The organism is Rhodovulum sp. P5, from assembly GCF_002079305.1.
In the GTDB taxonomy this organism is placed as follows: Bacteria; Pseudomonadota; Alphaproteobacteria; order Rhodobacterales; family Rhodobacteraceae; genus Rhodovulum.
Map to the genome: position 1 here is coordinate 361,785 of NZ_CP015039.1, position 14,683 is coordinate 376,467.

The following is a 14,683-nucleotide window of genomic DNA, read 5'->3' on the forward strand; positions in this document are numbered from 1 at the left end:
AGCATCCATCCCCGGGGTCGCTGAACGCTCCGGCCCGTTTGCTCGCACCGAACAAGCTTTTGCACCTGTGCGACACGCACGTTTGGTGATGCGGGCACGGTGCGACACTGACCGAGGGCCGCCTCCCGTGGGCCGGCGCCGAGCTCTGGGCAATTGTGCCGGAATGACCGGCGGCACGTCCGTCTGCAACTGCGTGAACCGCGCGCTGGTTCTGTGGGCACGGGCGGCCGGGTATCACGCGTCGTCGCGCCGGTCCGGTCTTGATCCTGATGTGAAGACAAAACGCCGATACACCCGCCCGATTCCGATCAGTGTCAGGCCGAGGCCAAGGAAGGAGGCCACGCGGTAAAGCCCCGCAAGATCGGACATGTCGTACAGGAACACCTTTATGACCGTGACGATCAGCACGGCGAGGGAGGCGTAGCGCATCGCCTGTGAGCCCCGCCATATTCCGACCGCCAGCAGCACCAGGGCAAAGGCGATCCACACGACCGAATAGGCATAGAGTTCGGCATCGCCCGGCGGGCTTTCCCATGTCAGCGAAATGTCGGCGCCCCGAAACGTCCGGCGGGTTTCCAGCGAGAGATAGACAAACAGCAGGATACCGGCCCCGGCCTGCAACGCCTGTCGCGCACGGTCCGGCAGATCGAAGCCGCGGCGAGAACCGATGAGCGCAAAGCCCACAGCGGGCAGGATATAGGCGAGGCCCAGAAGGTTGATCACGGGCAAGCCCCCGACAGGCTCTCCAGACACAAGCGGATTGTTTTCGATCACATGGCCCACCCCGACAAGCAGGCCCGCTGCAAGCAGAAGCAGCCCACCTGCAAACTGCATCCAGGGGCGGTCTTGCGTGATCTCACGCCGCAGGCACACCGCCGCCCCGGTGATCCACCAGACCGACTGGACCGCAGAGTCGAACAGGGTCCATCCTTCGGGACGGATGGTGCCCGAGGTCCAGAGTTTCAACTGCAACGCCACCATCAGAAAGGCAAAGCCGAGGGCGAGGATCTCACACAGGATCACCAGCGGAACACGGTGGCCGCCATCGCCACGTGCGAAAAGACGCGCGGCCCCGGTCATTGCCGCCGCGGGCAGGCCGTAGCCATAGATCACCCAGCCGAACAGCCCCGCAACCCCGCCCTGATAATCGAGAACCGCAGGGTTGGCGACAAGGCGCACAAGAACCACGCCCGCCATGACCATGGCGATGGCCTTCACTTCCGCGACCCGGATCCGGTCCCAGATCCACGCCAGGGCAAGGATCTCGACCGACAGGGCGACGGTCAGCCAGGCTTCGCGCAGCAGACAGGTGAAGGCGAGCGCGAGCACGGCCGTGCAGCCCGCGGCATAGAGGGCGAGCGCGACGTTCCGTCGGTCCCCACCCGTTCGCCGCGCGACCGACAGCGCCGCAAGCAGCAGCAGGACAGCAAGGCCCATGCCGACCGTCGCCCAGCTTATGTCGATCTCGAACGCGCCGATGCGCCAGTACCCGATGACGAACAGCAAGACGGGCATGCCCGCGGACAGCCCCGACCAGAGCGCCACCGTGCGGCCCCGCGGCAGCGCGAGATAGCCGCCGAGCCCGAAGAGCGCAGCAAAGCCCCACAGCGCCCGGGAAAAGACAAGAAACTCCGGCGGCATCACGAATGGGCCGAAAGCATTCGCGCCGCTCGCCGTTCCCAATTCCTGCAACCGCGCGGGCAGGCTGATCTCCACCGGCTGGGGCCACAGGACGAAACCCGCAAGGACAATCAGTGCGGATGCCACCGCGAGGCTTTCAAGCGTCTGACGCCAGACGCCCATTGCCAGCGCCACGGCACCGTAAAGCGCCAAGAACATGAAGGCTGCCGTGTTGAAACCGCAGAGATCCGCATAGAGGAGCAACAAAACCCCGCACAGCGTAAAGCCAAGCCCGGAAGTGTCCGCCAGCATGGCCGACATCCAGCGCCACAGCGGTGTTTGCGGGACCTTCACGGGCAGCCGCGTCGAAAGCCCCGCGAAAAGCGCGGCAAGCCCGACACCGTAACTGCCAAGAACGCCCTGGTCGGCCGCCGACCAAGCCCAATCCAGCCAAAGCAGCGGCCAGAAAAGCGCGCCGACCAGCGTGAGGGCGGCAAACCACCACCACTTTCGCCAGACCATAACGGCAAGGCACCCGGCGCTAAGCAGCCAAAGGTAAAGGAAAAGCGGCAGCGCTTGGGGCTCTGGGCTCTCGGTCAGCGCCGGGACGAGATAGCCCCCGGCCAGCCCCATCAACGCGACGAACCACCCCTGCCGGAGCGCAAGCCCAAGCGCCGCATAGGAGACCAGCCCAAGCCCGATGAACGCAACCGCCGGGCCGATCAGCCCGTACATCCCATGCGCGGCATAGAGTGCTGCGAAGATTGCGAACAGGCCGGAGGCTGTCAGCGCCGGCGGCACATAGTCCGGGCTCAGCGCGCGGGCCACCTGTCGAACCGGCCGTCTTTCCGTCCACTCGCCCGCCGACAGAAGCATCCCGCCAAGGATCAAACCCGCCAGAACCCGCGCCATCGGCGTAAGCCAGCCCTCGTCGATCGCATAGCGGAACAGGAAGACGGCACTCAGGGCGATCGCGACCGCACCAAGCCAGATCATCCACTGGGAGGCGAGCGTTTCCTCCATGCCCGATCGCGGGGGTGCAGGCGTCTCGGCCTGCGCGTCCGAAGACCAGGGTTCAGGCGTAGACCCCACGTAAAGCGTGTCTGCCTCTCCCTCTGCGGCAATGCGCGTCTCACGATCCTCGGCAGCGGGAATTGGCGGCACATCTTCGTCGCCCAGAGGTTCGGCCTCATGCTCCGGGCTGCTTTCGGTCGGTGGGGCCTCTTCGACTTCCGCACCTGCGTCCGGCTGTGGCGCCACCTCCGCCTGCGCGCCTGCGCCGTCGAGCTTTCCTCGCCGTTCCCGACTTTCAGTCAGGAGCTCAGCAAGCCGGGCCACCTCCTGTTCAAGGCGCTCGGCCCGCTCTCGTGCCTTCTTTGCGACCGCGAGGGCGACCAACGGCATGGCCAAGACATAGACGATCAAGACGACAGTAAGGAGAATGCCCATCTGCCTATCGTCGCACAAACGCCACCTTTCATGGCAGGAATTTATCGGGCGAAAGGGCGCAGGCTGGTTTGCGCAAGCGCAGAGCCTTTTGATTGCATGGACACCACGGCCCAAGGGCATCGCAACCCAAGGTCTGCGCCCCTCCCCCGTTGTGAAGATGCTCACCCCGCCCCCCGCGCAAAGCCTGGCGGATTTGTAAGGTCGAGGTCAGATCCACTTCAGCCGGTGCAGGCATGATCAAGCCATCGACAAACAACGGAGGAAACCATGAAGACCGCTTCCAAACTCACGGCCGTTGCGCTGGCCGCCCTGATGACGACCACCGCAATCGTTTCGCACGCAGCCAACGCGCCCGCCCCGGCGCCGGCCTACCAGACGCAAGAGCAGATGCTGACCACCGCCGATGAGGCGCTGACCGCGGTCACGCGGGCCCATGCCGCGCGGCTGGCCCTGTTCGACAACGACGTGGAAGCCGCAAAAGCGCGGCTGGCCGAGGCTCGCACCGCCTTTGACAAGGCCGACAAGACCCTGAACGATCTGACCATCGGCGATACCGAGGATCCGACCAACCCGACGCAATACCTGCCCTTCGACATGTCGATGGCGTTGACCGACCATTTCGTCGCGACCGAGGAAAACAAGCAGGCATTGGAAAAAGCCTATGGCCTGATCCAGACCGGATCGCCCGATGACGCGGTGGAGGTTCTGCGCCTCGCCTCGATCGACGTGAACGTCTCGGCCGCGATGCTGCCGGTGGTCGAGGCATCCGACCAGTTGCAGCAGGCCCAGACCTTCATCGACAACGGCGACTACTACAAGGCCAACCTCGCGCTGAAGGCGCTGGAGGACTCGGTCATCATCCGCAGCTTCTCCATCGATGAGATCCCGCAGCAGGGTGCCAGTATCTTCTGATCTGGATAGTCGCCCGCCAACGGCCCCGGCGCCATCACCGCCGGGGCCTTTTCTTGCGTGCTCCCCTTCGACATGGCGTTGTGTTTGAAACGGGGTTTCAGGGTCCCGATCTTCCGGCCCCTGTGTTAGGTCCAGACCGAAAGCTTCGAAGGACGCAACGGTGATCCCGAATTACACCTCGCACGCCGCGAACGAACGCACGTTCCTTGCCTGGGTCAGAACGGTCATCGCGATAGAGGGCTTCGGCCTTGTCGCCGCACGCCTGCGGCCCGAAACGCCCCTGGTCTGGAGCGAGGTTGCCCTTCTGGTGGCCGGGGGTGTTGTGATCCTGCTGGCCTATCTTCGCATGCAGCGGATCAGGCGCCTGCTGGACAAGGCAGAGCGCAGCCCGGACGAAACCGGCCTGTCGAGTGCCTTTCTGGTGCTTCTTGTCGCGGCGCTGTTTGCCCTCTTCGGGATGTTCGTGCTGCATGTGAGGTGAGCCTGTCGCCATCGTCGGTCCGGTCGCGATCTGCATGTCGCCCGCGCCTGTCAGAAGGCGGTTCCGGCACGCGTCACGAGCGGCCTTCTTGCATGTCCAGGATCGGACATCCCGACGCTTACGGATTTGTAAGCACCGCTCCAGCCCCCTGACAGGAGTCCTTCCTAGATTGGTCCCATCAAACGAACCCGAAGGAGGGGGCCATGTCGAAAGCAAAACAGAAAACCCGCGTGCTGGTTCTTGGCGGCAATTTCGCCGGGCTGGGCGCTGCGCAGAAAATCCGCGACCATGCGGGCGATGCGGTGGAGATCACCGTGATCGACCGCAAGGCCTATCTCGACTACATCCCGAACATCCCGCTGGAAATTTTCGAGGGCCGCGATCCGGCCGTCACCATGCATATGCCGCTGGTCGATGCGTTGGCCGAGGACGATATCCGCTTCGAACAGGCCGAGGTCGAGGGCATCGACGTCGAGACCAAGACCGTCACGCTGCGCCCGAACGAACGCCCCGGCGCGCCCCGTTATACCAAACCCTATGACAAGCTGGTGATCGCGCTGGGGGCCCGGCTGGCCTATGACGAGATCGAGCGTTTTGCCGAATATGGGCACACGGTGTCGGATGCCTGGCATGCGAACCGCCTGATCGATTATCTGAAGAATGACTACAAGGGCGGGCCTGTCGCCATCGGCTCTGCCCGGTTCGAACAGGGCCACCGCGGGCGCCCCGACTGGCTGCCCACGGCGCTGGCCGCCTGCGAAGGGCCGCCGGTGGAACTGGCCCTGTCGCTGGCCCATTGGCTGGAGGAACACGGCAAGGGTGGCGCGAAGGATATCACGCTTTTCACCCCCGCCGAACTGATCGCCGAGGATGCCGGCGACGAGGTGGTGCACCAGCTGCTGGAGGCGGCCAGCGAGATGGGCTTCGGCTATATCAACAAGGTTGAGGACATCGCGCGCATCACGGCAGAGGGCATCGAGTTCGCCAATGGCCAAAGCCTGAAGGCCGAGCTGAAGATCGTGTTCCCCAACTGGAAGCCCCACAATTTCCTGCAGGGCCTGCCGATCAGTGACGAGGTGGGCTTTGTCGTCACCGGGATGGACATGCGCAACCCCGATTACCCGGACGTCTTCGCCTGCGGCGATGCCGCCGCGATCACGGTGCCGAAGCTGGGTGCCATCGGCCATCAGGAAGCCGAGGTCGTCGGCCGTCAGATCGCCAAGGATGTGGGGGCGCTGCCCGCGAACGAGGCCGATGAACCCTGGTCGCCCGAGGTGCTGTGCATCGGCGACATGGGCGGCGGCAAGGCGTTTTACATCCATGCAACCGCCTGGTTCGGCGGCGATATTCAGGAGCTTCGTATGGGCCGGCTGCCCTATGCCCAGAAGGTCGCCTACAAGGAGCTGTTCTTCCGCAACAAGGGGCGCGTGCCCAACTGGGGCGTGCCTCTCGCGAAATGGTCGGCCGAGGAAATCGCGGTCTGACCCGGGATGCAGGAGGACGCGGTCATGGAACATCCGTTCACCGAAGTCGTTCCCGGCGTGATTTGGGTCTCCCCCTACCCCGTTCGCTACGCCGGAACGCGGTTCGAGGCTCGGATGACCGCGATCCGCCTGCCCGATGGCCGAGTGGTCTTGCATTCTCCCGGACCACTCGGCCACACCCACCTGGCCCGGCTTGCAGAGATTGGCCCGGTCGAGTTCCTGATCGCACCGGGCACCTATCACCATTTGCACATGGCCGAGGCGCAGGCCGCCTTTCTGCAAGCGGAAACCCATATCTGCCCGGGGATCGCGCGCAAGCGGCCCGACCTGCGTTTCGACGCGATGCTGTCCGACACCGCCCCCGCGGCCTGGGCCGGCGTCATGGATCAGGTCGTCCTGCGCGGCAGCCGCTGGATGTGGGAGGTCGTGTTCCTGCACCGCGCGAGCCGCACGCTGATCGTGACCGATCTGATCGAGTTGTTCACCGACGCCACCCCGCGGATCGACTGGAAACTCAAGGCGTGGTGGCGCCTTTTCGGGATGTGGAACAAACCGCACCCCGCCCCTGAGTACCGCTTTGGCTGGCGCGACCGGACGGCCGCGCGCGAGAGCCTTGCCCGCATTCTCGCCTGGGACTTCGACCGGATCATCCTGTCCCACGGCGATCTTGTCGACCGGGGCGGCAAATCCGTCGCCGCGGCCGCCTTTGCAACCGTCTGACCCGTGACGCGGGTCGGACATCTTTGAACCCTGAAACCGAAAGGACCAGACAAATGACCGAACTTCTCGTGATCGGCTATGACACCCCCGAAAAGGCCGAAGAGGCGCGCGACGATCTTTTCCGCCTGTCCCGCAACTACCTGGCCGAGGTCGGCGATGCCGTTGTCGCAACTGCCGACGACAAGGGTCGCGTGCGGCTGAACCAGATCGTGACGCCGTGGATGGTGGGCGCGACCGGCGGCTCTTTCTGGGGCTTGCTGATCGGGCTTCTCTTCCTGCATCCGCTGCTGGGTGTGGCGTCCGGCGCCGCGGCGGGCGCCGTGTCCGGCGCGCTGTCGGATTTCGGCATCCGCGACGATTTCATGAAAGACGTCGGGCGCGTCCTGCAACCCGGTCAGGCGGCGCTCTTCATCCTCGCCAACAAGGCCAGTTCCGAGCGGGTGATCGAGCAGCTTGCGACGCATGGCGGCGAGGTGCTGCGCACCAATCTCAGCCACGCCGATGAAGAACGGATCAAATCCGCCTTTGCAAACGTTCAGAAGGCAGAGGCCGAGGCGCACGCGGCCTGACCGATCAAGACCCCCCGCTCCGCTCTACCCAGACGGCCCCCGCAGCAACGGGGGCCGCTTCGTTCCGTGTCCCGGTATTCACCCGTGAGGAAACTGAACCGACACCCGAAGCCCCGGCGCATTGTCTTCCAGCGTCACCTCTGCCCCATGATGCTGGGCAATGGCCCGCACCAGGGCCAGGCCAAGGCCGGTGCCTTCGGTGGAGCGGCTTTGATCGCCGCGAAAGAACGCCTCGAACGCGCGGTCGCGGTCGTCGGGCGGCATGCCCTTGCCGGTGTCGGCCACGGTCAGGGTGACGGCCCCCGCGGGGTTGGTCTCTGCCGACAGCGCGATCCGGGCACCCGGCCCGGCATGGGTAATCGCGTTTTGTACAAGGTTCGCGACAAGTTGCGCGATCATGCCCGGATCGCCACGGGGCGTGGCCGCGGTGGCCTGCCAGTCAAGCTGCTGGCCCTCATCCTCTGCCAACGGACCGTAGGTCTCTGCGATCTCCTGAAAGATGGGGCCAAGCGGAACGGCGGCGAAATTCAGGCCCGGCTCGGCGGCCTCAACCCGCGCAATGCGCAGGATCGTTCCGATGATCGAGGACAGGCGCGTCAGATCCTCCAGCGCGGCATCGAGGGCGGGCAGCGGGTCGGCCCCGCGGTCCACCTGTCGCCGCGCCTGATCCAGCCCCAGCGTGACGCGCGACAAGGGCGTGCGCAGGTCATGGGCGATGGCAGAGACGCTGCGATCCTTGCGCGCGACCAGATCGGACAGCCGGGCGAGATGGCCGTTCATCCGCCGCGCGATCCGGTCGATCTGGTCGTTCTGATCGGACACCGGCAACCGTGCCGCCATCTCTCCCGCGCCGACACGGTCAAGCGTGGCCTCCATCGCTTCCAGCTTTCGGAAACTGCCCGCGCTGACGCCGTAACCGATGGTAAGCATGGCCAGCACGATCACGAAGCCCGCGGTGCCAAGCGCGCGCACCAGCGTCGTCTCGGCCGTCTGCATGACGTCCAGCGTCTGGCCGCTGACCAGCCGCAGGCTGCCAATTGGAACGGCGTGAAAGAGCGCGGTCTTCGGCCCCGCAGGGGACGCAAACTCTACCCGGTGCCAACCGGCGGCCAGATCGGGTATGCCGGGCGTGCCGGCAAGCCGTTGGCCCGACATGTCGTAGAGGGCGACCGCCGTGTAGGAGGGGCGCGGCAAGGCCGCCAGCCCCGCCACCATTTCCGCGAACGCCTCCGGCCCTTCCAGCCGGAAGACCTCGATGAGCAGCGCCTCGTCTTCCACGATCAACGCGCGCGTCTGGGCCAGCATCTCGCCGCGCACATAGGTATAGGCAAGCGCCCCGACCGAAATCAGAACGACCAGGAACAGCACAGCCGACAGGAACACCGCCCGGAAGGCGGCGCCGGAGAGCACATTACCGCGGTCCATGCAGGGAATAGCCGGCGTTGCGGATGGTGTGGATCAGGGGCACATCGAAGGGCTTGTCGATCTTCGCGCGCAGCCGGCTCATATGGGTTTCCAGCACGGTGGTGTTCGGTTCGAAACTGTAGTTCCAGACCCGTTCCAGCAACAGCGTGCGGGTCATCACCCGGCCGGCATTGCGCATCAAAACCTCCAGCAGCGCGAATTCCTTGTTCTGAAGTTCGATCAACTGCCCCTGCCGGGTCGCGGTGCGGGCCAGCAGGTCAAGCTCCAAGTCGTGCACCTTGAGCGTAGTGTCCGCCGCGCCCCCCTTTTGCCGCCGGGTTACCGTGGCAATGCGCGCCAGAAGTTCCTCGAAATGGAACGGCTTGGACAGGTAGTCATCGGCCCCGGCCTTCAGCCCCTCCACCCGGTCGTCGACCTCGCCCATCGCGGTCAGGAAGATCACCGGCACGTCCTTGCCCGCCGCACGCAGCGCCTGCACCAATGACAGCCCGTCCATCCCGGGCATCATCCGGTCGAGGATCGCCAGATCGCAGCCGTTATAAAGGGAAAAGGCCAGCGCGTCGCGGCCATCGGCGAAATGCTCCACGCTGTGGCCCTCTTCCTCCAGCCCGGCGCGGATGTAGTCGGCCAGCGCGGCGTCGTCTTCTGCAAGCAGGATCTTCATGGGACTTCCCCTTGATGCAAATGCGATCCTAACGGGACGCCGGGCGAAAGCACATTACGGATTTGTAAGCCGCAGGACAGCCGGGCGGTGGCGGCCATCGTCATGATGACGTGGTGTTTCAACCATCCGCCGGAAAAGGAGGGCGCGATGATCAGCCCGGGCCATGGCGTGATCGAGTCGAAATCCGGGTCCTCCGGGCTGGCCGCCATCGGCGCGGCCTTCGGCATGTTGGGTGTAGGCGCAGCGCTCTTGCCCAGAACGGGCTGGGTGACGGCAGATGTCGAGATGGGCCTTGTTCTGAGTGGCTGGAGCCTGACCGGCCTTGGCTTTGTCGGCCTCCTGCGGCCCATCCCGGAATGGCGCGCCTATGCGGTCTTCTTTGCATGTCTGCTTTGCGCGGGGCTTGTGGCCGTTCAGGCCGGACCGGTCGGCCCGCATGGTCTGACGATGCTGATCGTGATCGGACTTCTGGCCCACGGCGTTCTGTCGGTGCTGTTCGGGCTTCATCTCAGCGGGCAAAGGCCGGGCTGGCGCAGCGCGGTGGCCAGCGGTGTCTGCGCCCTTGGCGCTGGGCTGTTCATGATCGCAGGCTGGCCCGACCGCTCTGTCCGGCTGGTCGGGCTCTTGCTTGGGGCGACGTTCCTGGCGACCAGCGTGTCGTTCCTCCGTATGGCACGCGCAGCCCTGCAATAGATCCCATTTCCCCAACGGTATCGTCGCGACCCGCCGGCCAGGACCCGGCGGGCGCTTGGCGTTTTGGCACCGCGGGGAACGACACCTCCGCCGATCCGGAGCGATCCGCAAATCGTGAGCTTACGATTTTGTATTGGCCCGGACAGCCGCAGGAACGGTTGCCATCCCATGTTTCCCTTATCGAGCGACGCGGTACCGCCACAGCGAGAAACGCGCCCCCTCGACCAAGGAAACCCTGCTGCAACGCAGACCAAAAGGATCGAAAAAATGAAAAAATCGCTTCTTCCCCTCACATTCGCCGTGATCGTCGCGGCCAGCAGCGCCGCCTTTGCGGGGCACTCTATCGGGCAAATCCAGTCCATCGATCATACCGCCAACGCCGTGACGCTGATGGATGGCACCACGTACAGCTTTGTGCGCAGTGACAATGACAACCCGCTGAATGGCTTGCGCCCCGGCAATACCGTCGACATCCTCTGGCTGCAGAACGGCAATGCCCGGGTCGGCAAGTCGCTCTCGCCCATGTCCGGGGACTATGCCACGGGCACCATCCAGTCGCTGGACCCCGTGGCCGCCACGGTGACGTTGAACGATGGGCGCATCTTCCACTTTGCGCAATCCTCCGAAACCAACGCGACGCTGGGTGCGGTCAGGCCGGGTGACGTCGTCTCGGTTGCCTACCACGAAGCATCGGGCACCCTTCGCGGCGACGCCCTGGGAACCGTGGGGGGCGACCATGTCACGGGCACGATTGCCTCGATCACCGGTGATACGGTGACCCTGAAGGATGGCAGCTCCTACGTCTTTTCGGACAGGCACAGCATGCGCCAAAGCCTCGCCACCCTGAAGGCGGGCGACCGGGTCGACATCCTGTGGGCGCCGAGCGGCCAGCTCCGCATGGGCAACGCGATCAGCCCGGTCAATGGATAAGGCCGCACGCCCCCGGCATGCTGACCCATGCCGGGGGCCCGCTTCGGTGACAAAAATGCACAACACAGAAACGAAATACGAACATTCGGTGCCGTGGTTCTGGCCGATGGCCGCCGCGATGGAGATGGAGGCGGCAGGCCTGCGCGCCTGGGAGGATGAGCTTCGCTTCATCGGCGAGGCGGCGGAGATCACCGATCCCGACCTGCCCGACTGGGCCACCAAGAATGACATCCTCCTTGATCTCGACACGATGCGCCTGCGCGATTTCGGGGGCACCGGTGGCGGTCTTCCGGTGATCGTTGACGCGCCCTATGCCGGCCACTCCGCGACCATCGCGGATTACGCACCGGGGCAAAGCCTTGTCGAAACGCTGTTGGCCGCGGGGCTGGGCCGCGTGTTGGTCACGGACTGGAAGCCCGCCACATCCAAAATGCGCGATTTCGACATCGACAAATATCTGGCCGAAATCAACGTGGCCGTGGACGATCTGGGCGGACGGGCCATCCTTGTCGGCCTGTGCCAGGGGGGCTGGATGTCGGCGATGTTTGCCGCGCGCTTTCCGGCCAAGGTGGCCGCGCTGGTGCTGGCTGGATCCCCCATCGACACCGATGCCGGCGACGGGCCGATCCGGCGTCTTGCGCATGAGACGCCGCTCTCGGTCTATGAAGAGATGGTCGCGGCGGGGGACGGGCGGATGCCGGGGCAGTTCATGCTGGCGGGCTGGAAGAACATGCATGCCGGCCAGCAATATATCGGCAAGTTCGTCGATCTGTACCAGCATATCGAGGATCGCAACTACATCGAGCGGACCGAACGGTTCGAGCGCTGGTACGAGAACCCCATCGACCTGCCGGGGCGCTACTACCTTCAGGCTATCGACCTGCTGTTCAAGCAGAACCTGCTGGCCAAGGGGGCCTTCGTCGGGCTTGGGGAAACACTGTCGCTGTCCCGCATCACCTGCCCCCTGTTCCTGCTGGCCGGAAAGGCCGACGACATCACCACGCCCGAACAGGTCTTCGCCGCCGAGGGGCTTGTCGGCACGCCGCACGACGCGGTCCAAAGAACGCTCGTCGAGGGGGGGCATATTGGGCTCTTCATGGGGCGAAAGACGCTGGGCGAAACATGGCCCGGCATCGCGTCATGGGTTGCCGCGCAAGGCGCCGCGTGAGATCGGGAAGGCATCAGGATGAAACACGCACGCACGGACGAAATGGCACCCGATACACCCGATTTGCCGCAGACAAATCCCGATCACGGCCTCACCACGGCAGAGGCTGCCGCGCGGCTGGAAAGGTTCGGCCCCAACACCCTGAACGAACAGCACAAGAGCCTCTTGTCGCGCTTGTTCGGCTATTTCTGGGGCCCGATCCCGTGGCTGATCGAACTGGCGGCGGTCCTGTCGCTGGTGCTGGGCGACTGGGCCGATTTCGGGGTGATCCTCTCCATGCTGCTGGTCAATGCCGGCGTGGGGTTCTTTGAGGAGAACAAGGCCGACAATGCCATCGCGCTGCTGAAGCAGAAGCTGGCCCCCATGGCCCGTGTCAAACGCGACGGGCAGTGGCGAGAACTGCCCGCCGAAGGATTGGTGCCCGGTGACATCGTGCGGCTGGAGATCGGCAATATCGTGCCCGCCGACCTGCGCCTGACCCGCGGGGCCTGGCTGTCGGTAGACGAGGCCGCGCTGACCGGTGAAAGCCTGCCGGTCGACAAGACGCCGGGCGATACCGCCTATTCCGGTGCGGTTGTCAAGCTGGGCGAGATGGAGGGCGAGGTTACCGCGACGGGCATGCAGACCTATTTCGGGCGCACGGCGGCGCTGGTGCAATCGGCCGATCACCCCTCGCATTTCCAGCAGGCCGTGATGCGGATCGGCAATTTCCTGATCATCACGGCGCTGGCGCTGGTCGCGCTGATCCTGGTTGTCTCTCTCCTGCGCCAGAACCCGGTGCTGGAGGCGGTGCAATTCGCCCTGATCCTGACGGTGGCCGCGATCCCCGTGGCCCTGCCGACCGTGCTGTCGGTGACGATGGCGGTGGGCGCGGAACGGCTGGCAAGGATGAAGGCCATCGTCTCGCGCCTTGTCTCGATCGAGGAAATGGCCGGGGTCGATGTCTTGTGTTCGGACAAGACCGGGACGCTGACGCTGAACGAACTGACCGTGGAAACCCCTCACCCGGCCGATGGCGTCTCAGGCCGTGACCTGCTGCGCGCAGCGGCACTGGCCTGCAATACCGAGGCCCCCGACGCCATCGATGCCGCCGTTCTGACCGCGGCCCGGGCGGGCGACGGGCTGGAGGCGTATGAGCGCACAGGCTTCACGCCCTTCGACCCGGTGTCGAAGCGGACCGAGACAAAGGCGAGCAAGGCGGGCGAGGACTGGCGCTTTTCCAAGGGGGCGCCGCAGGTGATCCTGGACCTCGTGCAACCGGCGCCCGCCCTGCGCAAGGATGTTGAGGCCGAGGTTGACAGGCTGGCCGCGCAGGGCTTTCGCACCATCGGCGTGGCGCAGGCGCGCGGGGCGGACGGCTGGACGTTCCTCGGCCTGATCCCGATCTTCGACCCACCCCGCCCCGATGCCGCCGACACCATCGCCCGGGCCGAAGCGATGGGCGTGACCGTCAAGATGATCACCGGCGATCACGAGGCCATCGCCCGCCAGATCGCCGGCCAGTTGGGTCTTGGCCAGAACATGCAGCCCGCGGGACAGTTGCTGGAGGGCGATAGCGCGACCGTGGCCGAACGCGTGCACAGCGCCGACGGGTTCGCCCGCGTGTTGCCCGAGCATAAATTCCGCATCGTCGAGGTGCTGCAGGAGGCGGGCCATATCGTGGCCATGACGGGCGATGGCGTGAACGACGCCCCGGCGCTGAAACGGGCCGATGCCGGGATTGCGGTCAGCGGGGCGACCGATGCCGCGCGTGCGGCCGCCGATCTGGTCCTGACCGACAAGGGGCTTTCGATCATCACCGAGGCGATCGCCGAGGCGCGCCGGATTTTCGAGCGGATGACCAGCTACGCCACCTTCCGCATTGCCGAGACCATCCGGGTGCTGCTGTTCATGACGCTGACCATTCTGGTCTACAACGTCTACCCGGTGACAGCGATCATGATCGTCCTGCTGGCCGTGCTGAACGACTTTCCGATCATGATGATCGCCTATGACAATGTCGGCGTGTCGGAACGCCCCGTCCGTTGGAACATGCGCCTCGTGATCACCCTGGCGAGTGTTCTGGGTGTCATGGGGGTGATCGAGACCTTCCTGCTCTTCTGGTATGTCGACAGCATCGCCCAGTTGCCAGCCGACGTGATCCAGACGGTGATCTTCCTGAAACTGCTCGTCTCGGGGCACATGACCCTTTTCGTCACGCGCAACCCTGGCTGGTTCTGGCAACGCCCCTGGCCCGCGCTGCGCCTGTTCGCCACGACAGAGGCAACGCAGGTGATCGGCACGCTGATTGCCGTCTACGGGCTGTTCGTCACGCCCATCGGATGGTCGGTGGCGCTGCTCGTCTGGGCCTATTGCCTGGCATGGTTGCCGGTAGAGGGGGCGCTGGCGATGTTCGTCCGGCGCCTTCTGCGGCGGGGAAGTGTTCCGGACGAAGGATCGTAACGGTCGGGGCCATGAATCCTAACAGGCTGCTGAAGAAAGCCGTCGATATGCGCCGACGGTCGAAACCTTTGGGAACATCGTCCCGAAGCTGGTCCGGGCTACCAGCCCGGGCCTTTCTCCATCGTT

12 protein-coding genes are annotated in these 14,683 nt (G+C 65.1%); 9 read left to right on the forward strand and 3 right to left on the reverse strand.

Features of this window, described 5'->3' with window-relative positions:
* Positions 1-234: 234 nt before the first annotated feature.
* Positions 235-3,069 carry a DUF2339 domain-containing protein gene (locus tag RGUI_RS01785; protein ID WP_172841056.1) on the reverse strand — a complete coding sequence of 945 codons (2,835 nt, stop codon included), beginning with the start codon at positions 3,067-3,069 and terminating at the stop codon, positions 235-237.
* Between the two features lie 267 nt (positions 3,070-3,336).
* Between RGUI_RS01785 and RGUI_RS01790 the strand changes: the two genes are divergently transcribed.
* The 5 genes from RGUI_RS01790 to RGUI_RS01810 all read left to right on the forward strand — a co-directional run bounded on the left by RGUI_RS01790 (position 3,337) and on the right by RGUI_RS01810 (position 7,235).
* Positions 3,337-3,981, forward strand: a complete 645-nt coding sequence (locus RGUI_RS01790) for a YfdX family protein (RefSeq protein WP_081531482.1) — start codon at positions 3,337-3,339, stop codon at positions 3,979-3,981.
* 160 nt (positions 3,982-4,141) lie between these two features.
* A complete protein-coding gene (locus RGUI_RS01795; RefSeq protein ID WP_081531483.1) occupies positions 4,142-4,462 on the forward strand; it encodes a YidH family protein in 321 nt (106 codons plus the stop codon).
* Between the two features lie 203 nt (positions 4,463-4,665).
* Positions 4,666-5,946 carry an NAD(P)/FAD-dependent oxidoreductase gene (locus tag RGUI_RS01800; protein WP_081531484.1) on the forward strand — a complete coding sequence of 427 codons (1,281 nt, stop codon included), beginning with the start codon at positions 4,666-4,668 and terminating at the stop codon, positions 5,944-5,946.
* Between the two features lie 24 nt (positions 5,947-5,970).
* Positions 5,971-6,666 (forward strand): DUF4336 domain-containing protein, encoded by a 696-nt coding sequence (locus RGUI_RS01805; protein ID WP_081535923.1) that lies wholly within the window; start codon positions 5,971-5,973, stop codon positions 6,664-6,666.
* Between the two features lie 53 nt (positions 6,667-6,719).
* On the forward strand, positions 6,720-7,235 hold the full coding sequence (locus tag RGUI_RS01810; RefSeq protein ID WP_081531485.1) for a DUF1269 domain-containing protein: 516 nt from the start codon (positions 6,720-6,722) through the stop codon (positions 7,233-7,235).
* 78 nt (positions 7,236-7,313) lie between these two features.
* On the opposite strand, the gene RGUI_RS01815 is transcribed toward RGUI_RS01810, so the two are convergent.
* On the reverse strand, positions 7,314-8,660 hold the full coding sequence (locus RGUI_RS01815; protein WP_081531486.1) for a HAMP domain-containing sensor histidine kinase: 1,347 nt from the start codon (positions 8,658-8,660) through the stop codon (positions 7,314-7,316).
* Entirely contained in the window at positions 8,647-9,324 is a 678-nt protein-coding gene (locus RGUI_RS01820; RefSeq protein ID WP_081531487.1) for a response regulator transcription factor, read from the reverse strand. The genes RGUI_RS01815 and RGUI_RS01820 overlap by 14 nt, the downstream gene beginning before the upstream one ends.
* Positions 9,325-9,411: 87 nt before the next feature.
* On the opposite strand from RGUI_RS01820, the gene RGUI_RS01825 reads away from it, so the two are divergent.
* The 4 genes from RGUI_RS01825 to RGUI_RS01840 all read left to right on the forward strand — a co-directional run bounded on the left by RGUI_RS01825 (position 9,412) and on the right by RGUI_RS01840 (position 14,557).
* Complete coding sequence (locus RGUI_RS01825; protein WP_081531488.1) at positions 9,412-10,017, forward strand: hypothetical protein; 606 nt, start codon at positions 9,412-9,414, stop codon at positions 10,015-10,017.
* A gap of 267 nt (positions 10,018-10,284) precedes the next feature.
* A complete protein-coding gene (locus RGUI_RS01830; protein ID WP_172841057.1) occupies positions 10,285-10,947 on the forward strand; it encodes a DUF1344 domain-containing protein in 663 nt (220 codons plus the stop codon).
* A gap of 55 nt (positions 10,948-11,002) precedes the next feature.
* A complete protein-coding gene (locus tag RGUI_RS01835; protein WP_156882839.1) occupies positions 11,003-12,115 on the forward strand; it encodes an alpha/beta fold hydrolase in 1,113 nt (370 codons plus the stop codon).
* An 18-nt stretch (positions 12,116-12,133) separates the two neighbouring features.
* Positions 12,134-14,557 (forward strand): plasma-membrane proton-efflux P-type ATPase, encoded by a 2,424-nt coding sequence (locus RGUI_RS01840; RefSeq protein WP_081531490.1) that lies wholly within the window; start codon positions 12,134-12,136, stop codon positions 14,555-14,557.
* Positions 14,558-14,683: the final 126 nt, after the last annotated feature.